At 46.6% G+C, this 24190-nt stretch carries 17 protein-coding genes and 2 tRNA genes; 12 read left to right on the forward strand and 7 right to left on the reverse strand.

Going from position 1 to position 24190, the window contains the following annotated elements:
* Window positions 1–82: 82 nt before the first annotated feature.
* Complete coding sequence (locus QVP67_RS07265; RefSeq protein ID WP_287641743.1) at window positions 83–1780, reverse strand: Na/Pi cotransporter family protein; 1698 nt, start codon at window positions 1778–1780, stop codon at window positions 83–85.
* An 81-nt stretch (window positions 1781–1861) separates the two neighbouring features.
* On the opposite strand from QVP67_RS07265, the gene QVP67_RS07270 reads away from it, so the two are divergent.
* The 3 genes from QVP67_RS07270 (at window position 1862) to QVP67_RS07280 (ending at window position 6591) form a co-directional block, all read left to right on the forward strand.
* Complete coding sequence (locus QVP67_RS07270) at window positions 1862–3535, forward strand: nucleoside kinase (protein WP_287641742.1); 1674 nt, start codon at window positions 1862–1864, stop codon at window positions 3533–3535.
* A 51-nt stretch (window positions 3536–3586) separates the two neighbouring features.
* Entirely contained in the window at window positions 3587–5008 is a 1422-nt protein-coding gene (locus tag QVP67_RS07275) for a sialate O-acetylesterase (RefSeq protein WP_022162907.1), read from the forward strand.
* Between the two features lie 77 nt (window positions 5009–5085).
* A complete protein-coding gene (locus tag QVP67_RS07280) occupies window positions 5086–6591 on the forward strand; it encodes a sensor histidine kinase (RefSeq protein WP_022162908.1) in 1506 nt (501 codons plus the stop codon).
* Window positions 6592–6696: 105 nt separating this feature from the next.
* Here QVP67_RS07280 and QVP67_RS07285 read toward each other — a convergent pair whose 3' ends face one another.
* Window positions 6697–8070 (reverse strand): aminopeptidase P family protein, encoded by a 1374-nt coding sequence (locus QVP67_RS07285; protein WP_022162909.1) that lies wholly within the window; start codon window positions 8068–8070, stop codon window positions 6697–6699.
* A gap of 497 nt (window positions 8071–8567) precedes the next feature.
* On the opposite strand from QVP67_RS07285, the gene rpoN reads away from it, so the two are divergent.
* The 5 genes from rpoN (at window position 8568) to QVP67_RS07310 (ending at window position 13982) form a co-directional block, all read left to right on the forward strand.
* Window positions 8568–10055, forward strand: coding sequence for an RNA polymerase factor sigma-54 (gene rpoN, locus QVP67_RS07290; protein WP_022162910.1), 1488 nt, complete (start codon window positions 8568–8570; stop codon window positions 10053–10055).
* A gap of 61 nt (window positions 10056–10116) precedes the next feature.
* Window positions 10117–10782: a hypothetical protein gene (locus tag QVP67_RS07295; RefSeq protein WP_022162911.1), complete on the forward strand. Its 666-nt coding sequence runs from the start codon at window positions 10117–10119 to the stop codon at window positions 10780–10782.
* 108 nt (window positions 10783–10890) lie between these two features.
* A complete protein-coding gene (gene gcvH / locus QVP67_RS07300) occupies window positions 10891–11271 on the forward strand; it encodes a glycine cleavage system protein GcvH (protein WP_022162912.1) in 381 nt (126 codons plus the stop codon).
* 83 nt (window positions 11272–11354) lie between these two features.
* Window positions 11355–11867, forward strand: a complete 513-nt coding sequence (purE, locus tag QVP67_RS07305; protein WP_022162913.1) for a 5-(carboxyamino)imidazole ribonucleotide mutase — start codon at window positions 11355–11357, stop codon at window positions 11865–11867.
* Between the two features lie 225 nt (window positions 11868–12092).
* Window positions 12093–13982 carry a 4-hydroxy-3-methylbut-2-en-1-yl diphosphate synthase gene (locus QVP67_RS07310; RefSeq protein ID WP_022162914.1) on the forward strand — a complete coding sequence of 630 codons (1890 nt, stop codon included), beginning with the start codon at window positions 12093–12095 and terminating at the stop codon, window positions 13980–13982.
* Window positions 13983–14210: 228 nt separating this feature from the next.
* On the opposite strand, the gene QVP67_RS07315 is transcribed toward QVP67_RS07310, so the two are convergent.
* The 3 genes from QVP67_RS07315 to QVP67_RS07325 all read right to left on the reverse strand — a co-directional run bounded on the left by QVP67_RS07315 (window position 14211) and on the right by QVP67_RS07325 (window position 18583).
* Window positions 14211–15560, reverse strand: coding sequence for a DUF5723 family protein (locus tag QVP67_RS07315; RefSeq protein WP_022162915.1), 1350 nt, complete (start codon window positions 15558–15560; stop codon window positions 14211–14213).
* A gap of 354 nt (window positions 15561–15914) precedes the next feature.
* Window positions 15915–17558 carry a S41 family peptidase gene (locus tag QVP67_RS07320; RefSeq protein WP_277122480.1) on the reverse strand — a complete coding sequence of 548 codons (1644 nt, stop codon included), beginning with the start codon at window positions 17556–17558 and terminating at the stop codon, window positions 15915–15917.
* Window positions 17559–17599: 41 nt separating this feature from the next.
* The gene (locus tag QVP67_RS07325) at window positions 17600–18583 is read right to left on the reverse strand and encodes an adenosine kinase (protein WP_022162918.1); all 984 of its coding nucleotides are present in this window, start codon (window positions 18581–18583) and stop codon (window positions 17600–17602) included.
* A gap of 82 nt (window positions 18584–18665) precedes the next feature.
* Here QVP67_RS07325 and QVP67_RS07330 point away from each other — a divergent pair.
* Both QVP67_RS07330 and QVP67_RS07335 read left to right on the forward strand, forming a co-directional pair.
* Window positions 18666–18739, forward strand: a tRNA-Asn gene (locus QVP67_RS07330).
* A 19-nt stretch (window positions 18740–18758) separates the two neighbouring features.
* A tRNA-Asn gene (locus QVP67_RS07335) sits at window positions 18759–18832 on the forward strand.
* A gap of 37 nt (window positions 18833–18869) precedes the next feature.
* Here QVP67_RS07335 and QVP67_RS07340 read toward each other — a convergent pair.
* Together QVP67_RS07340 and QVP67_RS07345 are read right to left on the reverse strand one after the other, a co-directional pair.
* Complete coding sequence (locus QVP67_RS07340) at window positions 18870–19574, reverse strand: ComF family protein (RefSeq protein ID WP_022162919.1); 705 nt, start codon at window positions 19572–19574, stop codon at window positions 18870–18872.
* Window positions 19575–19585: 11 nt separating this feature from the next.
* Window positions 19586–20395, reverse strand: a complete 810-nt coding sequence (locus tag QVP67_RS07345) for an inositol monophosphatase family protein (protein ID WP_022162920.1) — start codon at window positions 20393–20395, stop codon at window positions 19586–19588.
* Between the two features lie 146 nt (window positions 20396–20541).
* On the opposite strand from QVP67_RS07345, the gene QVP67_RS07350 reads away from it, so the two are divergent.
* On the forward strand, window positions 20542–21081 hold the full coding sequence (locus tag QVP67_RS07350) for an NUDIX domain-containing protein (RefSeq protein ID WP_022162921.1): 540 nt from the start codon (window positions 20542–20544) through the stop codon (window positions 21079–21081).
* A gap of 74 nt (window positions 21082–21155) precedes the next feature.
* Window positions 21156–24188: a tetratricopeptide repeat protein gene (locus QVP67_RS07355; protein WP_022162922.1), complete on the forward strand. Its 3033-nt coding sequence runs from the start codon at window positions 21156–21158 to the stop codon at window positions 24186–24188.
* Window positions 24189–24190: the final 2 nt, after the last annotated feature.

Raw genomic sequence — 24190 nt, forward strand, 5'->3', positions numbered from 1 at the left:
TAGGGAAAGAAGATTTTGAGGTGACTCATTAAAAACCAGACAATATAACCTACAAGATCAAAGAAGGAAGAAGGCTTCGTAATTACGAAGCCTTCTTTTCTTTAATATCACAACTGGCCTCTACCACATTCACCACATAGTCACCCAGTTTTTCACATTCGGCAATAATATCCATGTAGTAGACACCCATCTGATAACTGTATTCCTTATTGTTCACATCCACAATGTTCTGGTTCTTCAACTGGTTACGGTAGTTGTTGATTTCGTTTTCCAGATTATAGGATTTGTTGACATCCAAAGCATTGTGTTCGGTCCGTTCCACCACCTTAATCATTTGTGTCAGAGCCTCATCGGCCAGTTCCATCATAAAGTGGATGTGATCGTACTGTTTCTGCACAAAGTCTTCATTGGACTGACGCTTACGGCTGATGGTACGTGCCAGATTATAGCAACTGTCGCCAATGCTTTCTATCTCGGTCACCTCGCGAAGCATACCACGTATCTGCAATTTACTTTCCGAGCTCAGACGACCTTCTGATACCTTATTCAAGTAATTGGCAATCTCCAGCTCCATGCTGTCACTGATGTTCTCATACTTTTCCACCCTGCTGAACACTCGGTTAAAGTCATCATCCTTCTCGGTATGGAGCAAATCGCGCACCATGCCAAACATGCGGTGTGTACGCTCGGCAAACAGATGAATTTCCTTACTGGCCTGCAAGATAGAAAGCTCGGCCGTAGAAAGCATACCGCCAGAGATGAAGCGCAGACGGTATTCCTCGTCCTGCTCTTTCAGCGGAATAATGGCACATACCGTACGTTCGATAAACGGTACAAACCAGATCAGAATAAGTACGTTACAGATATTGAAAGCCGTGTGAAAGGCCGAAAGTTTGAAGGAAACAGCAACACTCGGGTCGTTGGAGCCCATCACGTTCTCGACAAACCAGGAGACAGCTTCCGTGAAAGGAACAAACAAGCAAAGCACCCATAATACTCCGAAAACATTGAAAGCCAAGTGTGCCAATGCCGCCCGCCGTGCCTGTGTATTTCCTGTAAGTGCCGCCAGATTGGCTGTAATTGTCGTACCGATATTCTCGCCCAGCACCAAAGCAGCTCCAAGCTCAAAACTGATCCAGCCGTTGGCACACATAATCAGCGTAATGGCCATAGTGGCTGCAGAAGCCTGCACAACCATTGTCAGCACAGTACCTATCAAAACAAACAGCAGAATGGAAATGAAACCCATATCCGTATAATTCTGTACAAAGGCCAACATATCAGGATTTTGGCTCAAATCCGGAGCATTGTTTTTCAGATAAGAAAGGCCCATGAACAGGAAAGAAAAACCGAATATAAATTCACCGACATATTTGCGGTTGCTTTTTTGCGAGAAAAGGAGAGGGATACCGAAAGCCAGCAGAGGAAGGGCGAAAGCTGCAATATCGACTTTAAAGCCTAGTGCGGAAATAATCCAAGCTGTAACCGTGGTACCAATGTTGGCACCCATAATGACGCCGATTGATTGGGAAAGGGTTAGCAGACCTGCGTTTACGAAACTGACCACCATAACAGTGGTTGCGGAAGAGGATTGTACCAGAGCGGTAATTAATACACCGGTCAGCACACCGGTCACCCGATTGGTAGTCATTGCAGTCAGGATTCTCCTGAGCCGGTCACCGGCAAACTTCTGAAGGCCTTCGCTCATTATCTTCATTCCATAGAGGAACAAAGCTAAGGAACCGAGCAACTTTAAAAAATCATAAAAAGAATACTCCATCTTTAAATATTTAAGGTGTTTCTTTGTGCCATCTGTTATTAAACCTATCTTTAGTGTCAGTAAACCCCAAAAATTAAGTTCATGAAACACATGTTACAAATATGTTGCAAAAATAATAATATTTATAAAGAATTTCCTATTGGAAGCTCACTTTTGGATATTTATTATGGTTTTAATCTTAATTTTCCTTATCAGGTAGTTAGCGCAAAGGTAAATAACCGCTCTGAAGGACTGAACTTCAGGGTATACAACAATAAAGACGTAGAGTTCCTCGACATACGCGACCAATCGGGTATGCGCACGTATGTACGTTCCTTATGCTTTATACTCTACAAAGCTGTCAGTGAACTGTTTCCCACCGGAAAACTGTATGTAGAGCATCCGGTATCCAAAGGTTACTTCTGCAACCTGCGCATCGGACGACCCATCGAACTGGAAGACGTACAGGCTATAAAAAAACGAATGCAGGAAATCATAGCCGAAGACATTCCTTTCCATCGTACCGAATGCCATACCTCCGAAGCCGTCCGCGTATTTAGCGAACGGGGTATGGACGACAAGGTAAAGTTGCTGGAAACATCGGGCTCACTCTATACCTATTATTATACGTTGGGCGACACCGTAGATTATTACTACGGCAATCTGTTACCCAGCACAGGATTCATTAAGCTGTTCGACATCATCAAATATTATGATGGCCTGCTGTTGCGCATCCCCAACAAAGAAAATCCCAACACACTGGAAGACGTGGTGAAGCAGGAAAAGATGCTCGACGTATTCAAAGAACATCTCCGCTGGAACCACATCATGGGATTGAGTAACGTCGGCGACTTCAACCTGGCCTGTGAGAACGGGCATGCTACCGACCTCATCAACGTAGCCGAAGCACTGCAAGAGAAAAAAATCGCCCAGATTGCCGACGATATCTATCATCGTGGCGAAAACGGAAACCGGGTAAAACTTGTATTGATTTCCGGACCGTCCTCCTCCGGTAAGACGACTTTCAGCAAAAGGCTCTCCGTACAGCTGATGACCAACGGATTGCGTCCCTATCCCATATCGTTGGATAATTATTTTGTAGACCGCGAAGATACACCACGCGACGCAAACGGCAATTATGATTATGAATCACTCTACGCACTCGACCTCAAGCTTTTCAACGAGCAGTTACAGGCCTTGCTGAGAGGAGAAGAAGTGGAACTTCCGCGCTTCAACTTCACATTAGGGAAAAAGGAATTCAAAGGTGACAAGCTACGCATTGACGAGCACACCATCCTGATTCTGGAAGGCATTCATGCCCTGAATCCGGAACTGACACCACAAATTCCAGCCGAAAGCAAATACAAAATTTATGTCTCGGCGCTGACCACCATTTCACTGGACGACCACAACTGGATTCCGACAACCGACAACCGTTTGCTGCGCCGCATCATCCGCGACTTCAACTACAGAGGCTATTCGGCACAGGAGACCATCTCACGCTGGCCGAGCGTACGCGCCGGTGAAGACAAATGGATTTTCCCTTATCAGGAAAATGCTGACGTCATGTTCAATTCGGCCCTGCTGTTCGAGTTTGCCGTGCTTCGTTCACATGCCGAACCGATACTGAACAGCGTACCACGCAACTGTCCGGAATATGCCGAAGCATACCGCCTGCTGAAGTTCATCAAATACTTCATACCCGTACAGGACAAGGAAATTCCACCTACTTCCCTGTTGCGTGAATTCCTGGGAGGAAGCAGCTTTAAGTACTGACACTGCAAAGCAAATACAATCGGAAAAAGGACTCAAAAACATTATAACACAATGAAAAAACAGATAATAGCAGCCTGCCTGCTCATGATGCAGACAGCAAGTTGGGGCAAAGTCGTACTGCCCGAAATACTGAGCGACAACATGGTACTGCAACAGCAAACTGAAGTTAAGTTGTGGGGAAAGGCAAAAGCCAATGCACAAGTAAGCATCCGCCCATCGTGGGACAACCGCACTTACACGGCTACGTCCGATAAAGACGGAAAATGGATTGCCAAAGTACAGACGCCCAAAGCAAGTTACAATGCTTACAGCATTACATTCTCGGACGGCGAGACAACGCAACTCAACAACATCCTGATAGGTGAGGTGTGGTTCTGCTCAGGGCAATCGAATATGGAAATGCCTCTGGCCGGATTCTGGAATTGTCCGATAGCAGGTGCCAACGAGACTATTGCCACCTCTGCCCAGTGGAAAGGCATACGGGTAGCTACCATCGAAAAGAACGGTCAGGTTGAACCTGTGGACAACTGCAAAGGAAGCTGGAAAGTCAGCTGTCCGGAAAATGCTCCGGCATTCAGTGCCACCGGCTTCCACTTTGCCATGATGATGAATCAGGTTCTCGATATTCCCATCGGTATCATAAACAGCAGCTGGGGAGGTTCTACTGTCGAAGGATGGCTTCCGCGCGACATCGTAGCACAATATCCGGATATCAATCTGGAACGTGACATCCGCAAGGAAGAAGGACATGACTGGTGGCACTACATGAGCCCGACACTGATGTACAACGGCATGATCAAGCCCTTGCAAAACTATACCATCAAAGGATTTCTGTGGTATCAGGGTGAATCGAACGTAGGTAAGCACAAGACATACGCCGAGCGCCTGAAAACGATGGTTGAACTCTGGCGAAAAGAATGGGGACTGGGAGAACTGCCATTCTACTTTGTAGAGATAGCCCCATACGGTTCCAGCGAAAACTACTATAGCGCATTGCTACGTGAAGCACAGTTCAACGCCCAAAAGATAATACCCAACAGCGGAATGATCTCGACCAACGACCTTGTAGAGAACTACGAACAATACAACATTCATCCGAAAGACAAAAGCAATGTCGGGAAACGGCTTGCTTACATGGCACTGAGCAAAACCTATCAGATAAAGGGAATTGAGGCTGTAGGCCCTGTGTACAAATCAATGGAGATAAAAGACGGAGCAGCCCTGCTTTCGTTCGACAATGCCGGCGGAGGCTTCAACCGCATGACCGACATACAAGGATTTGAAATAGCCGGCGAAGACAAAGTTTTCTATCCGGCAAAGGCAGAACTCAACGGAGGACAAATCAAAGTCAGCTCCGACAAAGTGCCTACCCCTGCCGCTGTACGCTACGGCTTCCGTGACTTCAAACCGGGTAACGTTGCTAACATTCGGGAACTTCCGCTTTATCCGTTCAGGACAGACAACTGGGAATAACCGTCGATACAGCAAGACATACAAGCCATACATAATACAAAATACAACTTGTTTCTCAAAAAACTAAAATTATCATAATGAAAAGAACAGTAATCATGCTCCTCCTGACAGCCTGGTGCTTTTTGGGAGGGGCATACGCTCAAAACAACGCCGACGAACTGATGAAACAGGCGCAACAGAATCTGGCACAGAAGGAATACATCAAGTCGCGTTATCTTTTCCTGCAAGCCTACAATGCCTACGTTTCACAAGGAGCATACAGTAAAGTTGTGGAATGTGGAGTCAAAGTCAGCTCACTTTATCATCAGGAAAACTATTATAAAGAAGCTTTCGACATGCTGAGAAGTACCGAAGCTGTGGTTTACACCGGAGAACAGAAAGAGAAAAAAGCATTCCCCGAACTTCGTTTTCCCATTATCAAGGAAAGATTGCAGATGTACATCAAACTGAAGAACCCTTCACGGGCCAAAGAACAGCTTGACCGGCTGGAAGAGACAGCCAAAGCGGCCCGGAATGATTCACTCAGCAACGATTTGCTATATACACAGGCTACCTATTATTACACTTTCGGCATGAATGCCCAAGGCGATGAAGCCATCAACCGGCTGATAGGAAAATACAAAGCCCAAAAGAATTATGCCAAAGTAAACGACTGCTACAAGACCCTGATCGACATTGCCCGCAAAGCCAACAACTCGGCACTGGTGGCACGCACATACGACCAATACATCGTATGGAACGACTCTGTAAAAGCCTTGAACGCTCAAGACGAACTGAACGCCCTGAAACGCAAATACGATGAAAGCCTGAACACCATTCAGGAAAAAGATGACTCGTTAAGTGCCAAACAGTATATTATCATCGGACTATGCGTATTGGCTGCGATACTGGCAGCAGTGTTGGTATTCGGAGCAATCGTCCTGTTGCGCTTCATCATGCTGACACGCAAGCAGAAGAAAGCTATCAGCATTGCCAACGAGCACAATGAGCTGAAAACAAAGTTCATACAAAACATTTCTGCCCAAATGGAGCCGACATTGGATACACTGGATGCCAAACTGCCTGGAGTGAAAGCACTGCATGCATTCAACGCCCACATACAGGAACTTTCGGAACTGGAAAACAGTCTGGACGAACCTTACGAGATGGAGGAAAAGAACATATCAACCTTCTGTGAAAGCGTAATGGAGAAGATCAAAGATAAAACAAAATCCGATGTAACCCTGGCTGTCAACGCTCCCAAGCTGACCGTAAAAATCAATCCGGAACAGTTGGAGCATATCCTGCTACATCTGCTACAGAACGCTGCCGAATACACGCCGGCCGGCGGTAAAATATGGCTGGATTTCAAGAAACGTGGCGCACACACTCACCAGTTTATCGTAAGCGATACGGGATGTGGCATTGCCGAAGAAAAACGGGCTAATATCTTCAAACCGTTTGCCGAGGTAAAAGACCTGACTAAAGGCGACGGACTGGGATTGCCCATCTGTGCACTGATAGCAACCCGAATGAACGGTTCGCTGACACTGGACGAAAGTTATACAAAGGGGGCACGATTCATTTTGGAACTACATGCCTGACAAACTGAAAAAACGACTGCGGGTAACAGAAGACGATACGGCTTATGCCATTCAGCCTCTTGTTACCCGCAGTTCTTTTTTAATAACCCTTGATTAACGTCGTAATCAGCGCAATGCTTCTACTTCATCAGGAGTCAACGGAATCTTCTTACCCAAACGGCGTGCGCCCGTCTCGGTAATAAGGTAATCTTCTTCGTTACGGATACCTCCGAAATGACGGTATTCCTCTACCTTATCGTAATTAATGAAATCGGCAAACTTCTTCTCTGCTTTCCACAGGTCTATCAGTTCGGGAATGAAATAAATGCCCGGCTCTACCGTATGTACGAAGCCCGGTTCCAACGGGATGGCCAAGCGCTGGCTCTTACGACCAAACTGGGTACTCTTGGGCTGTCCGTTATAGCCTACCCACTGTTCTCCAAGGTTTTCCATATCATGTACATCAAGGCCCATCATGTGTCCCAATCCGTGAGGATAGAACAAAGCATGTGCTCCCTCGCGTACGGCATCTTCGGCATTGCCTTTCATCAGTCCCAGGTCTTTCAGACCCTCGACCATAACACGGGCAGAAAGGTCGTACACTTCCATATAAGGGATGCCCGGACGAAGTGCCTTAACCGACTCCAGATGCATGGCATTCTGTATTTCGTAAACAGCACGTTGGCGTGATGTGAAGGTCTTGTCGGCAGGAATGGTAGACGACATATCACCGCAATAGCCTGAAGGAAGTTCAGCACCGGCATCAATCAGGAACAAGTCTCCAGGTTTTACCTTATTGCCATAGTAATGGTTGTGCAGAGTCTGTCCGTTGATGGTAGCAATGGTAGCAAACGACAGGTCGCAATTGTTGCGCTGGGCTACGTGATTCATTTCAGCTACTACCTCGTATTCGTACATGTCCGGACGAAGCACCTTCATGGCCGTAATATGCATATCGGCTGTCACGTTGCAGGCTTTTTCTATTTCGGCAATTTCTTCGGCCGACTTATAATTACGCTGTGACACTACGGCCCGGATAAAAGGAACGGAACCTTCCTGACAGGCAGGTGCTATTCCCAGCCAGTCCATCAGTTTCAGCTTATGCTCGGCACGGTAAGGCGGCAGATAATGAACCGTACGTCCCTGCGCTACGGCTTTCTGCAAATAACCGGCTATCTCAGCATACGGACGGGTTTCGGTAATTCCAACAGCTGCAGCTTTCTCGTGCAGTGTCGGTTGTGTACCCATCCAGACAATGTGGTCAATGGTCAGTTCGTCTCCAAATATAATTTCCTTGTCTTCATCTACATCGATAATGGCAGAAAGACCTGCAAACGACAAGCCAAAGTAATAGAGAAAGGTGGAGTCCTGACGGTAACGGAAAGTATTGTCCTCGTAATTCAGGCCTTGCTCGTCGTTACCCAAAAACAATAACACCCCCGAACCCATATTTTTTTTCAGCTGGGCTCTGCGCTGTACATAAGTTTCTTTAGCAAACATGGTGTTTCTATTTTTTATAAGTTGATTTGCAACAAAGATAGTGAAAGGTGAGAGCAGAAGCAAATGAAAATAAAATTTTCAATTTGATTATGCCGAACCGCCTCCTATCTTATCCAAAGATAGTGAAAGTCGAAAGCAAAAAAATAAGCTTGCTTAATTTTTTTGCTGAGATGCATCCTTCTTATCTAAAAATACGGAATGTTTCCATTCCGCACCTACTTGTCTCATCAGTTTCTCATAACTATGAGAAGTCTATTCTCACAATAATGAGAAGACCATTCTCATAAGTATGAGAAAACTATTCTCACAGTGATGAGAATATATTTTTCCAATATAGAACACAAACGGGAAGTAATATATCCCCAGCCATACCTACCTGGCAAAGCTGCAGATACAAGTGAAGCCAGCCTAGCTAACTCGAAAATATAACGGGCGAAGATTTCACATTATCGAACTATTCACTATTTTTGCGGTGAGAATCATAACTGAACTAAAATATGGCACAAGGATCCCGACAGATACAGACTCAGGCGCAGCAACAGATACAAACGCTGTCGCCACAGCAAATTCTGGTAGTGAAACTGCTCGAACTTCCGGCTGTGGAACTGGAGGATAGGGTGCGTGCCGAACTTCTGGAAAATCCCGCACTGGAAGAAGGAAAGGAAGAAACCTCTAACGACGAATATACCGAAAACTCTGAAAACGGTACTGAAAACGACGAAGGAGATACCAGCTATGACTCGCTGAGCGACTACTTGAACGAAGATGATATCCCCGACTATAAGCTTCAGGAAAACAACCGCACGAAAGGTGAACAACCCGAAGAAATACCTTTCTCGGATGCCACTTCGTTTTATGAAACATTGAAAGAGCAATTAGGAGAGCGCGATCTGACTGAGCACCAACGCGAACTGGCCGAATATCTGATAGGTTCGCTGGATGATGATGGCCTGCTACGCAAGTCATTGGACAGCATCAGCGACGAACTCGCCATCTATTCGGGCATCAATGCCAGCACCGAGGAACTGGAAAAGGCACTGAAAATTATCCAGGACTTCGATCCCGCAGGATTGGGCGCCCGCAACCTGCAAGAATGTCTGCTCATCCAGATACAACGGAAAATTGAGCAACAGCATCCTGCCCCCGACTCCTTATTGTATGTCGAAGAAAAAATCATTGCCGAATGTTACGAGGAGTTTACCCGTAAACACTGGGACAAGATACAGCAGAAACTGAACCTTGACGACAGCATATTTCAGCAAGCCGTCAAAGAAATCTGCAAGCTGAACCCACGCCCGGGAGCATCACTGGGCGAAGCCATCGGCAAAAACATGCAGCAAATCATACCCGACTTTATTGTCGACACATACGACGACGGCACCATCAACCTCACGTTGAACAACCGCAACATGCCCGAACTGCGCATGAGCCGCGACTTTACCGAGATGGTTGAAGAACATACCAAAAACAAAGCCAATCAGTCGAAAGAGTCCAAAGAAGCCATGATGTTTCTGAAACAGAAAATGGATGCAGCCCAGGGATTTATCGACGCTGTCAAACAACGGCAGAATACGCTGATGACTACCATGCAAGCCATTATCGACCTGCAACGTCCCTTTTTTCTTGAAGGCGATGAGTCGCTGCTACGTCCCATGATACTGAAAGACGTGGCCGAACGCACAGGACTGGACATTTCAACCATATCGCGCGTCAGCAACAGCAAATACGTGCAGACCAATTATGGTATTTATCCGCTGAAATTCTTCTTCAACGATGGATATACCACCGAGGGAGGCGAAGAGATGTCTGTCCGCGAAATACGCAAGATCTTGAAAGAATGCATCGACAACGAGGACAAAAAGAAGCCCTATACCGACGATGAACTGACTGAAATACTGAAAGAAAAAGGTTACCCGATAGCACGGCGAACAGTAGCCAAATACCGCCAGCAGATGAACATACCTGTGGCACGGTTAAGACGGTAAGTTTTCTTATAGTACAGTAATCTTAAAACTTTCAAGTTGTCCCCAAAAAACAAATAGAATCATGACTGAAGAACATATCATTGCAGACAAAACCCTGATAAGGATCGCCAAAGTGATTTCGGTTCTATTCACACCGTTTTCTATCCCGTTTTTGGCATTCTTGATTCTATTCATTTTTTCGTATCTGCGCATCATGCCGCTGCAATACAAGCTGATAGTGCTGGGAGTGGTGTATTGTTTCACCATACTGATGCCTATGCTTACCATTTTCATCTTCCGGAAAATCAACGGTTTCACTCCCGAGGATTTGGCTGATCGCAAAAAACGTTATGTCCCGTTCATCCTGACCATTACTTCCTACATATTCTGCCTGCTAATGATGTATCGGCTCAACATTCCCTGGTATATGAGCGGTATCATTCTGGCAGCACTGATTATGATGATCATCTGTGTAGTAGTCAACTTGCGCTGGAAACTGAGCGAACACATGGCCGGTTCCGGAGCTATTGTAGGAGGACTGGTCGCTTTCAGTGCTTTGTTCGGCTACAATCCTGTATGGTGGTTGTGCCTGTTCATTCTGATATCCGGGGTATTGGGAACGGCACGCCTTATTTTAAGCCACCATACACTGGGCGAGGTTGTCGGAGGGTTTGCCGTAGGCCTGCTATGCTCACTGCTGGTGCTACACCCTTTGAGCAATATAACGTTCCGCATCTTAATGCTCTGACAACTGTCGGGCAGGAATAAAGGAATATAGATAAGATCTTATGTAACAAAAAAAGAAAATAACAATTAGATAATTAACAAGAATATTAATCCCTTAAAACTAAAAATTATGAATTTTCCAACAGATGTAAAGTACACTAAAGAACATGAATGGATCCGCGTGGAAGGTGATATAGCTTATGTAGGAATTACCGATTACGCACAAGAGCAATTAGGTGATATCGTTTTTGTTGATATTCCCACAGTAGACGAAACATTGGCAGCCGGTGAGACATTTGGCACCATCGAAGTAGTAAAAACCATTTCAGACCTGTTCTTGCCGGTAGCTGGAACCATCCTGGAACAGAACGAGGCATTGGCCGACCAGCCGGAACTTGTCAACCAAGATCCTTACGGCGAAGGCTGGATCATCAAAATCAAACCTGCCGATGACGCAAACTTTGATGAATTGCTCGATGCAGAGGCTTATAAAGCACTGGTAAATGCCTGATAGCATTTACTAGCCTTATAGGCACATCTTCATTGTGATTGTAGTCTTCCCTATCAACTGAAAAAATAAATAAAGTAACGAATATGTATTCACCTATCGTCAGCATCATCATGGGCAGCACGTCCGACCTCCCTGTAGTAGAGAAGGCCGCACAACTGCTCAATGACTTGCATGTACCGTTCGAAATGAATGCTTTATCGGCTCACCGCACACCGGAAGCCGTTGAAAGCTTTGCCAAGAATGCCAGCAAACGAGGCATCAAGGTCATCATTGCCGCTGCCGGAATGGCTGCAGCCCTGCCTGGAGTGATTGCAGCCAATACTACGCTGCCCGTCATCGGTATTCCCATCAAGGGTTCCTCACTGAGTGGAATGGATGCCTTGTATTCTATCATTCAAATGCCTCCCGGCATACCGGTAGCTACCGTTGCCATCGACGGCGCCATGAATGCGGCCATCTTAGCTGTACAGATTCTGGCCCTGAGCGATCCTATATTAGCCGAGAACTTCGCCTCCTATAAAGAAGGACTGAAGAAAAAAATAGTCAAGGCAAACGAGGATCTGAAAGAAATTAAATACGAATATAAGACTAACTAAGCCATATCTTCTTAAAAGAACTGGCTGTATCTTATAACAGTATGGGGTGTGTCAACATTAAAAGCAACTGCATATTGTTATTTTCGGGCACGGATTACACGGATTTTCACGGATTATTTTTCCCGTGTTTTTCCGCGTAATTCATGCCTAAAGAAAAATATTCCCTAATTTGGCACACCCATATTCTTATAATTCCAAAACACCAATCTTTAATCAATTATCTACGTGGACTTATTCAATTATTCTCGCCGAGAAACTTCGGAAGTAAACATAGGTGCTACCCCAATGGGTGGTTCCAACCCCATTCGTATACAAAGTATGACTAATACAGCAACGCAGGACACCGAAGCATGCGTTGCACAAGCCAAGCGTATTGTAGATGCCGGAGGAGAATATGTACGCCTCACCACTCAGGGAGTCAAGGAAGCGGAAAACCTACGGAACATCAATGCCGCATTGCGCCAGGATGGCTATACTGTTCCCTTGGTGGCCGATGTCCACTTCAACCCCAAAGTTGCAGATGTAGCTGCTCTTTACGCAGAGAAAGTCCGCATTAATCCTGGTAATTATGTAGATGCCGCACGAACATTCAAGCACCTGGAATATACCGATGAAGAATATGCCAAGGAGCTGCAAAAGATTCGTGACCGTTTTGTTCCGTTCCTGAACATTTGCAAGGAAAACCACACAGCCATCCGTATCGGTGTGAACCACGGCTCACTGTCCGACCGCATCATGTCCCGCTACGGCGACACCCCCGAAGGTATGGTCGAATCGTGTATGGAGTTTCTCCGCATCTGCGTAGAAGAACACTTCACCGATGTCGTCATTTCCATCAAAGCCTCCAATACGGTAGTAATGGTACGTACCGTACGCCTCTTGGCAGAAGTCATGGAAAAAGAAGGAATGCATTTCCCTCTCCACCTCGGAGTAACCGAAGCCGGTGACGGAGAAGATGGACGCATCAAGTCGGCTCTTGGCATAGGAGCGTTGCTTGCCGACGGACTTGGAGACACCATCCGGGTTTCGCTGAGTGAAGCACCCGAAGCGGAAATCCCCGTAGCACGTAAATTGGTTGACTACATCGGACAACGCAACGACCATCCTTACATCCCCGGAGCAACGGCCCCAGCATTCTCTTACCTGAATCCTGCGCGCCGTACCACTCATGCTGTGCGTAACATAGGCGGTGAGCAGCAGCCCGTAGTAATTGCCGCACGACTGGAAGGCAAACTGGACTTCAATCCGCAATTCATGCCCGACTATGTATATATCGGGCACAAACAACCCGAAACGTATACAACAGAAGGGAAAGAGGCATCCGAAGTACAATTCATTGTCGATGCCGATGTCTGGCAAAACCAACCGAATACGTGGCCTGCCTTCAAAAGCGACCAGCTGCCGTTCCTCAGCGCCTGCAACTCTCCGCTGAAGTTCCTCTTCATAACTTATATGGGACTGAACGACGAAGCTATTGCCTGCCTGAAATACCATCCGGAAATGGTACTTATCGCGCAAAGCAATCATCCTAACCGTTTAGGCGAACAACGTGCACTGGTGCACCAGTTGATGAGTGAAGGTTTGAAGAATCCTGTCGTTTTCTTCCAGCACTACGCCGAGGCTGAAACCGAGGACTTCCAGCTCAAGGCTGCTACCGATATGGGAGCACTGATATTCGACGGATTCTGCGACGGAATCTTCCTCTTCAACCAGAACAACCCGCAAAAGGACCTGCACATCGATGATAAACTGATCGATGCTACTGCCTTCAACATTCTACAGGCCGGACGGTTACGTACCAGCAAAACTGAATACATCTCCTGCCCCGGTTGCGGACGCACACTCTACGACCTTACCCAGACAATAGCCCGCATCAAAGCGGCTACAAGCCATCTGAAAGGACTGAAAATCGGAATCATGGGCTGTATAGTGAATGGCCCCGGCGAAATGGCCGATGCCGACTATGGCTATGTAGGTGCCGGACGAGGCAAAATCAGCCTGTACAAAAAGAAAGAGTGCATCGAAAAGAATATCCCCGAGGAAGAAGCAGTAGAAAAACTGATAGAACTGATAAAAGCCAACGGAGACTGGAAAGAGGACAATCCGAAGGCTTAACCTCTCTCCTAAAAAAGAATGAGCGGGAATGTATGCAAAACAAACATTCCCGCTCATTCTTTTTATATGCCTGAATTTACATGCTTAACCATCCAGCAACAAACCTAGTTCACTGAAAACCTACAGATATAAGTTTATTTCTGTTTACTAAAAATAAATTGATGGTTTAATCTGCTTAAAGCAGAATAAAACAACTTACCTAACTTACAATTACAGGTTAACGCTTTCTCAAATATCAGCAGGCTTCTTCTGCTTGCTTAAAGGAAGAGAGATTCCGATATAGGCGTTTACATTCTTCGAATTCTCGCCTAAATACATATAGTCTGTTCCTACGAAAAGCGGACCTAACTTCACTGCTACACCAAATGTTTTACCCGATCCTTGCAGAACAGAATAGCTGGCAGCCAGATTCAAACTGTTTGCAGGACGGAGATTAGCCGAGAACGTCAACTCATTCAACGTCTTTGGCTTAGCAAAACGGCTGGTATAAAGCGCTCCTACTGTCAACCAATTGCCCAGCAGAGCATATTCGGCACCGATTACCAGCGTAGATGTCAGACTGGTTGAACGCGACTTAGCTTCATTTTCATCGACCTGCATCTGCAACATATCAAAGTTCAGTACCTCGCCGCTACCTACTACATTGGCAAAGCGTTGCACTTCGTCCACCTTTCCTTGCAGCGTAGGTTGGTTAAAGTCAAAACTTAAGTTTTCAGAACTTCTGGAAGTTGCAACCGATGTACCGTTCTTACTCCACTTCATAAAGCCCAAGTCGAGGATAGAAGCAGAAAGCGTCAATCGATCGAGCAGTTTATAAGAGGCTCCCAAGTCAATTGCTGCACCATAGCCGGCAATACCAAGTTTATCGCCTTCAAACTTAAACTCATCAATATAACCATCTTCATTTTCCTGAAGTTCCAATCCTTTGAACGAGCTTTCCAAACGAGCTTCCACATCAATACGTCCTGTACCACCGATTTTCTCTGCCAGTTCATTGGCATACTCCTGATCATCTGCTACACGACTCCAGTCCAGATTTTCTACATCAGCAATACCTTGCAGATTCGTATTAACTGCAATTTTGTTTATATCCAGCTTCATATTACCAATACCCAACAAGGCTTTCACACGTCCACCTACCGTCAAACGAGCATTAATATCACGTGCAAAACCTACACCAATCTCGGCATACGAATTGATATTCAAACTTTCCTTGCCTACTGTACGGTTATAATTCGACCAATCAATCGAATTAATATCCACACCATTCATCTCACGCATGAATTCAAACATGGTTCTTGGAACAGAAGCACCGATATCGTTACGCAAACCAATATTAAATGACCAGAAATTCTTCCCCTTATACCAACCGGCAGAGATGATATCGGTACTCAGGTTAACATTCAGTTCGTTTGTTGCATCCAAACAGTTGATAAAATCACTACTCATGAAGTAATCACCATCGCTACTGTTATCTATAATATCTATCACATCTTGATAACCCAACGAAGATGTATTGACAGTAGCGTTGAACGAACCTATTACAGGAAGATTAAGATATCCGCGTCCTGGAGTCAAAGCAGGATTTAATTACATACGGTAATGACTACCCTCCATAAAATAAGAAGTACGAAGAAACTGTGCCTGAGCAGGAACAGAACCGAGCAGCACAACACACAACAATACTTGCCAAATTTTAACGTTCTTCATAATTTTGTCCGTTTTACAATTGCCGATGGATTCCCTCATTCAGCATATAAGGAAACAAAAAAGACGCAGGAACCACAAAGAATTACTTCTTAACGTCCGTTTATTCTTTTTTGCAAATATAGGCAATACGAATAGGACTTACAAGCCACAAAAAGGAGAAATAGAACATAAAAGCCCGAACAGTTGTACTATTCGGGCTAAAATAAAGATTAAACGGATTTATTATTCTTTCACTTCCGGTGAGCTCAGCATCTTGCGATATTCCTCCGGACTAGTCAGTATTTCGACTGCTTTCTTCAAATCATCATCATCTTTCAGCTGCTCGATAATGGCTCCTCGCTGATAATAATAACGTTTCACAATCTCCAAAGCTATCATGTTTTTGATATCCTTTGAGAAGTAATCCAAATCACGGTCCAGGTTATGGGTCAGTTTCTTCTCCAAAGCATCGAATTCTTTAGAAGCATCTGTCAGATAGCCCTCGAACTCAGCCATTTCCTTCAGGCTTTTCAGAATCTTTTCCGTCTGCTGGTCATACTTGAAATCGGCTTTCTTCACCATTTCCTTAAAATCGGCATAGTCTGCGTCGGTTATCACAAATTTTTCCGGTTCGGCTATGGTAGCATGCTTCAGACAGTACTGGGTAGCATAATTGAAAATCAGATTGTCGTTGACCAGATAGAACAGAATATTGGGAAGTTTGTCCTGTTTTACCTCAATATCAGGAGTCACACCACCACCGTCGCGTACCTCTCGACCGGCAGCCGTATGGAACACAGTAGTCAGACTGTCAGGAATACGTCCCACACTGCCATCCTCGTTGCGATGCTTATAGTCAATGGCCTGCACACAACGACCGCTTGGAATATAGTATTTGGATGTGGTCAGCTTCATCGTTCCTCCATAAGGAAGCATACGGGTAGTCTGTACCAATCCCTTACCGAAAGTACGGTTTCCAACAATTACTGCACGGTCAAGATCCTGTAATGAGCCCGCCAGAATTTCCGACGAAGAAGCCGTAGAACTGTTCACCAGCACCGCCAAAGGAATATCAAGATCCAACGGTTCACGCAAGGTTTTGTATGTATTGCTGGCCTGCTTTATCTTTCCTTTGGTAGTTACCAATACCTTTCCACGAGGAAGAAAGAAATTTGCAATCTCGATAGCTTCGTCCAATAAACCTCCTCCATTGTTGCGCAAATCGATAACCAGCGAAGTGATTCCTTTCTTCTTCAAATCAAGAAAGGCCTGTTTGAATTCTTTCGAAGGATTGCCGGAGAACGTACTCAGATTGATATACCCGATCTGATTATCCAGCACTGTATAATAAGGTATAATAGGTAACTGGATGGAACGGCGCACGATATCAAAATCCAATGGTTTTTCCGTTCCCGGACGCTGTACAGTCAGCTTGAATCCAGTGCCCACCTGTCCACGAAGCATTTCGCTTACTTCCTGATTATTTTTCCCAGCCAAATCTTTCCCGTCAATAGCCATCAGTACATCACCTGCTTTCAGTCCCGAAGTAGCAGCCGGCATTCCTTCATAAGGTTCGGCAATCACCGAACGCTTCAGCTTGGCATCCCAGGTAATAATAGAACCAATACCACCATAAGAGTTCTTCAGCATTTGTTCCAGTTCGCTTTGGTCGTCTTCGGGATAATATTCCGTATAAGGATCGAGCGAATAAAGCATGGCATCAATACCTTCGCGAATGGTTTTGTCCGGATTGATGGTATCTACATAAAACAAATCCAATTCCTTGACTATCGAGTTGAATACATCCAGATTCTTTGCAATCTGAAAACTACGGCTATCACCGCTCTTAAAGCCCCAAAAGGCTACCGCGCCCAGCACCAGCATCATGGCTACCAGCCAGCGTAACTTAAAAATCTTTTTCACGTCAATCAGTTATTAAGTTCGAGTTTTCCTTTTATCACATCCCATTTTTCTTCGGGCAATTCTGCACCAATCACCTGAATCACCTCACCGGAAACAAAACTGGCAATCCGTGCACAGCGTTCCAAAGCATAACCGCTTGTCAGTCCGTACAGAAAACCTGCAGCAAAGTAGTCGCCCGCTCCGGTCGTATCGACAACACGGTCCACCTTGCAAGCATCAACTACTATCGTTTCAGTACCTTTACGTACCAGCGATCCGCGTGCTCCCATCTTCACCACAGCAATACTACACATTCCTGCAATCACATCCAACGCTTCTTTTCCTTCCTTACCAGTAAAGGCTTTAGCCTCTTCTTCATTGGCAAATACTATATCTACGTATTTATTTACTAACAGCAAAAAGAAATCCTGATCACCAGCAACAATATTGAAGCTGGCCATATCCAGACATACTTGCAAACCTGCCTCCTTGGCAAGTTCAATAGCATGCAAAATCACATCGTGATCCTGCACCAGATACCCTTCAACGAACAGATAAGCATATCCACGGAACATATCTAATGTAAGCTCTTCGGCTTTCAAAGCAGCGGCCGCCCCCAAATGAGTGGCAAATGTACGTTCGCCATCAGCAGAAATAAAAGTAGAGGCAACCCCCGACGGCAAGGTATCCGAAGTAAGCAAAAACGTTTCCGTACCACGCTTCTGAAACTTTTCCCTGAAAAAATCGCCGTAACGGTCATTTCCTATCTTTCCTATCAGTCCGGTAGCCGCTCCCAGCGAAGCAAGCGCATTTATAGCATTTCCCGCAGAGCCTCCCGTAGCCAAATGCGTTTCCTTCTTACTAAAGAAATCGTTTATTTTCAGCAACTTATCTTCATCAATCAATGTCATGGCTCCTTTGGTAAGACCCATTTCTTTCAGCACATTATCGTCTTCGAGAGTCACCAGTACATCGACCAAAGCATTTCCTAAACCAAGTATTTTATCCATTTTTCGAAAAATTTTCTGCAAAGATATTGCATATTTCAAAATATCCTATTACTTTTGCAGCGCATTTGAGAAAAAACAACATTCTTCGTTAGCTCAGTCGGTTAGAGCATCTGACTGTTAATCAGAGGGTCCTTGGTTCAAGTCCAAGACGAAGAGCGAAACTCAAATGCAACATTCTTCGTTAGCTCAGTCGGTTAGAGCATCTGACTGTTAATCAGAGGGTCCTTGGTTCAAGTCCAAGACGAAGAGCAGAAAGCCACCATCAAGGTGGCTTTTTTCATATCTGTCAGTCACCGGCCAGCGCCAATGCCAGCAAACTAATACGTATGTCGTCCACAGACTCGAACGCATCGGCACAGGCTGTGGTCGTAGCACCGGTAGTCAGCACATCATCTACCAGCAAGATGTGCTTCCCCATAAACCGTTCGGGACAAAGAAGCCTGAAGACACCGTTCATATTTTCCCAACGTTCGTACGCCGACTTTTGCGTTTGCGATTCCGTATATTTTTCGCGTACAACCGAGGTAAGGTCAACCGGAATGCCTGTCACACGTGAAATACCTTTTGCCAGACAGGCACTTTGATTATACCCACGTGCACGTTCTTTACGCGGATGCAGAGGCACAGGCACAATGACATCGATCCCGTCAAAGAAACCGCTCATCTTCAATTCGGCTGCCATGAAACGCCCCATCACATCTCCCAAGTCTTTCCGCTCCTCGTACTTCAGCAAATGCAGAATACTGTGATAGGCACTTCCTTTCCGATAGAAAAAGTATGCCGAAGCACGCTCTATCGGAAACTTCCCCCAGAACATGCGTTCCACCGGATTATCTTTCTTCAAATGATAATTCGTACGGGGCATATCGATATTGCAGGAGATGCAGATTCCCTCTTCACCCTCCATCAGGACTTCGCCACACACCGCACAACGATAAGGAAAAAGCAAGTGCAGTAACGAATGAAGCCAGAGTTTTACAACCTCCCACATAAACCACCGGGTTACATTTTCGGCGGAACTTGAGCCACCAGTTCCAGTAACAGCGGATGCAGATAACCGTTAGTGGCCACAACGTGATGACCTTCCAGAAAATTCTCATTTCCATAGAAATCGGTTACTCGTCCGCCGGCTTCCTGCACCATAAGGGCTGCTGCAGAGAAATCCCACTTACCAATAAAAGCCTCCAGCCAGCCATCGAACCGACCGGCAGCCACATAACAGATAGCCAATGCTGCCGAACCATTCATACGAATACCGCCTACCTTACCATAAAGTTCGTGTATCAAATGCTCGCCGGTACGGGCATAACTGTCCGAGTTATAAGGAAGTTCTACTACCAAAAACGAATCTTCGACACGTTTTACTGCAGATACCCGCATCGGCTGCCCGTTCACATAAGCACCTCCACCCTGCCAGGCATAGAAACACTCATCCCGACACGGATCATAAACCACACCCGACAAAAGCGACTGCTTGTTGCGCAAGGCTATGCTGACACAATACGGAGCATTGTCATGAATATAATTCGTCGTTCCGTCCAGCGGATCGACCACCCAACAGTAAGGTTCGTCGTGATATTCGGCCGATCCCTCTTCGGTGATAAAACCTGCCTCGGGCAACAAGTCACGCAATGCCATCACCAACCGGCGTTCCGACTCCTTGTCCACGTATGATACATAATCGTGCGCATGTTTCTCCTGCGCCATTTCACGACGGAAGTTCAGCCGTTCGCTTTTCAGAAATGCACCCGCTTCGCGGGCTATGCGGCAGACGTCTGCCGTCAGCTTCTCCAGATCTAATATCTTTTCCATATATATGTCTGTTTACTAAATTCTGCATCCATACAGTTATTCAAGTGACAAATGTAGCAAAATAGCGTGAAAATAAATCTTTTGCATTTGAAACTTATCCCTCCAAATTGCATTATCTTTGCCGACAAAGCAAAAAGACAAAGAACATGGAACATCCTTTATCACAATTTCAATATTGCCCAAAGTGTGGCTCACACCGCTTCGAGGTTCATAACGAAAAATCCAAGCAATGTCCCGACTGCGGTTTCGTCTACTATTTCAACCCTTCATCGGCAACCGTAGCACTCATCGTCAATGAACAGGACGAACTGTTGGTCTGCCGGCGCGGTAAGGAACCGGCTAAAGGCACTCTTGACCTTCCAGGCGGTTTTGTCGATATGTTCGAAACCGGAGAAGAAGGTGTGTGCCGTGAAGTAAAGGAAGAAACCGGTATGGAAGTGACCCGTGCCGAATATCTTTTCTCGATACCCAACATTTACATCTATTCGGGCTTCCCCGTACATACGCTGGACATGTTTTTCCACTGCACCGTGAAAGACTTGCTTCACTTCAAAGCCATGGACGATGCCGCCGACGCCTTTTTCCTTCCGATAAAAGACATCCGGCCTGAAGACTTCGGCCTGACTTCCATCCGCAAAGGCCTGCAAAAGTTTCTGGAAAGCCGCAGACTCCGCGCGAATCTATAAAAAAGCCAAACAAATGCAACAAAATCAACCCGAAAAGTGTATTTTTGTCAGATACACATTCTAAAACCAAGAAAATGAAGAATAAAATCTCCCGGATACTCTGCACAGCCCTTTGCTGTGCACCCCTGCTCGCCACGGCACAGACCAACGGGCAAAGCACCTCTCCCCAACGGCTTTATCTGGAGGGAGTAAACCTGTTTCAGCAGAAAGCCTATTCGGCAGCCATCCCGCCCTTGCAGGCCTTCATCCAGCAAACCGACCGAGACGGACAACCCCTTTCCGAAACCGCTGAACGGCTGGAAGCCGAATATATGCTGGTATGTGCCGAATACGAACTGCGCAACCCTCGCAGCACCGAACTATTACAAGCCTTTCTGGAGAAACACCCCGACACGCCTCACGCCAACCGCCTGCAGGCACTTATCGCCTCGACTTACTTCTTCAAAGGCGATTACGACGCAGCACTGGCCATGTTCAACGGTTCACAGCTCGACTTGCTCAGTAACGCCGAACGCGACGACATGACTTACCGCCTCGCCGTCAGCTATCTGAAAACGGAAAACACCCGCGAAGCTGCTACTTGGTTCGAGACACTGCGCATCGTCAGCGAGAAGTATGCTGCCGACTGTACTTATTATCTGTCGTACATCCGCTATACACAACAACAGTATGACGATGCTCTCAAAGGGTTCCTTTCCTTGCAGGATGACAAGAAATACCAATCACTGGTTCCTTATTATATAGCCGAAATCTACCTTATCAAGAAGAATTTCGACAAGGCCGAAATCGTAGCACAAAACTACCTGTCGGCCTACTCCGGCCAGCCCGATGAAGCTGAAATGTACCGCGTACTCGGTACGGCCGAATACCATACGGGCAAATACCTCGAAGCCATGAAGTCCTTCGACCAATATGCCAGCGAGAGCAACTCGCATCCTCTGCGACGCGATGCCCGCTACATGCAAGGCCTTGCCTGCTATCATTGCAAAGTCTACACCCGTGTCCCCGAACTGCTGAACGAAGTAGCCGACGGACAGGATGCCTTAGCTCAGAACGCATGGCTGCACATGGGTCTGGCTTACCTTCAACTGGACGACAAAAATAAGGCACGCATGGCTTTCGAACAGGCTGCCACTTCCAACGCCGAACTCAGTATAAAGGAACAGGCTGCCTACAACCACGCTCTCTGTATACACGAAACCTCGTACTCGGCTTTCGGCGAATCAGTCACCGTTTTCGAGAAGTTCCTGAACGACTTCCCTAATTCGGTTTACGCTGACAAGGCAAGCAACTACCTGGTAGAAGTCTATATGAATACCCGCAGCTACGATGCTGCCCTGCAGTCCATCGAACGCATCGCCCACCCGGGCACAGCCATACTGGAAGCCAAACAAAAGATCCTCTTCCAATTAGGCACACAGGCATTTACCAACACCCAGTTCGAACAGGCCATCGGCTACTTCAGCCAAAGCATCAGCTTGGGGCAGTATAACCTACAGACCAAAGCCGAATCCTACTACTGGCGTGGCGAATCTTACTACCGCCTGAACCGCATGCAGGAAGCCGCACGCAACTTCAACGATTACCTGGCTCTTACCCCCCAGCGAAACTCAGACATGTTTGCCCTGGCCTACTACAACTTGGGTTACATTGCCTTCCATCGCAAAGATTACGGTACGGCACAAAACAACTTCCAGAAGTTCATTCAGCTGCAAAAAGGGAATAACCCCGCACTGCTGGCCGACGCCTACAACCGTATCGGCGACAGCTACCTGCACAACCGCTACTTCGACGAAGCCCGTCAATACTATACCCGTGCAGAGAACCTGAATACGCCGTCGGGCGATTACTCCTATTATCAGCTGGCTTTGGTAGCCGGATTGCAGAAAGACTACTCCGGCAAGGTGCAATTACTGAACCAGCTGGCTGCCAAATACCCCAGTTCGCCCTATGCCGTCAACGCCCTCTACGAAAAAGGACGTTCCTACGTACAGACAGGCAACAGCAGCCAGGCCATCGCTACCTTCGGCGAACTGCTGAAGAAATACCCCGAAAGCCCCGTCAGCCGCAAGGCTGCAGCCGAAATCGGATTGCTCTATTATCAGAATAATGACTACAACCGTGCCATCGAAGCTTATAAGCACGTAGTCACCCAATACCCCGGTAGCGAAGAAGCCCGTCTGGCTATGCGCGACCTGAAGTCGATCTATGTCGATGCCAACCGCGTAGACGAGTTCGCAGCCCTTGCCGCACAACTGCCCGGCAACATCAGCTTCGAACCCAGCGAACAAGACTCACTGACCTACATTGCAGCCGAAAAGGTATACATGAAGGGAGAAATCGCCCCTGCCAAGGAAAGCTTCAGCCGCTACCTGCAAAGCTTCCCGAACGGTGCTTTCATTCTGAATGCACGCTATTACCTCTGCGTCATTGCCAAAAAGCAACAGGACGACAATGCCGTACTCGAACATGCCGAGAAGTTATTGGAATATCCCGACAATCCTTACTCCGAAGAAGCTCTGCTGATGCACAGTGAAATCCTGTTCAACCGTCAGCAGTATGACCAGGCCATGGCCGACTACAAACAGCTGCAAGCCAAAGCCTCGACAGCCGAACGCCGACAGCTGGGTACGACCGGAATATTGCGCTGTGCTGCCCTGCTGAAAGACGACACCGAAGTCATACATGCCGCTACCAGCCTGCTGAGCGAAGCCAAACTTTCGCCCGAGCTGCACAACGAAGCCCTGTACTTCCGTGCCAAGGCCTACCTGAACCAGAAAGCCACGCAAAAAGCCATGACCGACCTGGAAGTACTGGCCAAGGATACCCGCACCCTCTATGGTGCCGAAGCCAAATACCTGCTGGCACAACAGCTCTATAACCAAGGCGAATATGCCAAGGCCGAAAAAGAAATACTGAACTTCATCGACCAGAGCACACCGCATGCCTATTGGCTAGCACGCAGCTTCATCCTTCTGTCCGATGTTTACGTAGCCTTGGACAAGAAAGTAGACGCGCGCCAATACCTGCTCAGCCTGCAACAGAATTATCAGGCCGATGACGACATAGAGACCATGATTGAAGAACGACTGGAAAAACTGAAATAATA

Origin of the sequence: Bacteroides sp. CAG:633 (assembly GCF_000435115.1) — a bacterium.
Classification (GTDB): Bacteria; Bacteroidota; Bacteroidia; order Bacteroidales; family Bacteroidaceae; genus Bacteroides; species Bacteroides ndongoniae.

Excerpts from the sequence above, each read along its gene's own strand:
- QVP67_RS07340 (WP_022162919.1), bottom strand. The coding sequence starts at position 19,574 with ATGTGGGAGGTTGTAAAACTCTGGCTTCATTCGTTACTGCACTTGCTT.
- QVP67_RS07355 (WP_022162922.1), top strand. The coding sequence starts at position 21,156 with ATGAAGAATAAAATCTCCCGGATACTCTGCACAGCCCTTTGCTGTGCA.
- QVP67_RS07270 (WP_287641742.1), top strand. The coding sequence starts at position 1,862 with ATGAAACACATGTTACAAATATGTTGCAAAAATAATAATATTTATAAA.
- rpoN (WP_022162910.1), top strand. The coding sequence starts at position 8,568 with ATGGCACAAGGATCCCGACAGATACAGACTCAGGCGCAGCAACAGATA.
- gcvH (WP_022162912.1), top strand. The coding sequence starts at position 10,891 with ATGAATTTTCCAACAGATGTAAAGTACACTAAAGAACATGAATGGATC.
- QVP67_RS07285 (WP_022162909.1), bottom strand. The coding sequence starts at position 8,070 with ATGTTTGCTAAAGAAACTTATGTACAGCGCAGAGCCCAGCTGAAAAAA.
- QVP67_RS07350 (WP_022162921.1), top strand. The coding sequence starts at position 20,542 with ATGGAACATCCTTTATCACAATTTCAATATTGCCCAAAGTGTGGCTCA.
- QVP67_RS07345 (WP_022162920.1), bottom strand. The coding sequence starts at position 20,395 with ATGGAAAAGATATTAGATCTGGAGAAGCTGACGGCAGACGTCTGCCGC.
- QVP67_RS07265 (WP_287641743.1), bottom strand. The coding sequence starts at position 1,780 with ATGGAGTATTCTTTTTATGATTTTTTAAAGTTGCTCGGTTCCTTAGCT.
- QVP67_RS07325 (WP_022162918.1), bottom strand. The coding sequence starts at position 18,583 with ATGGATAAAATACTTGGTTTAGGAAATGCTTTGGTCGATGTACTGGTG.
- QVP67_RS07280 (WP_022162908.1), top strand. The coding sequence starts at position 5,086 with ATGAAAAGAACAGTAATCATGCTCCTCCTGACAGCCTGGTGCTTTTTG.
- QVP67_RS07275 (WP_022162907.1), top strand. The coding sequence starts at position 3,587 with ATGAAAAAACAGATAATAGCAGCCTGCCTGCTCATGATGCAGACAGCA.
- QVP67_RS07320 (WP_277122480.1), bottom strand. The coding sequence starts at position 17,558 with ATGATGCTGGTGCTGGGCGCGGTAGCCTTTTGGGGCTTTAAGAGCGGT.
- QVP67_RS07295 (WP_022162911.1), top strand. The coding sequence starts at position 10,117 with ATGACTGAAGAACATATCATTGCAGACAAAACCCTGATAAGGATCGCC.
- purE (WP_022162913.1), top strand. The coding sequence starts at position 11,355 with ATGTATTCACCTATCGTCAGCATCATCATGGGCAGCACGTCCGACCTC.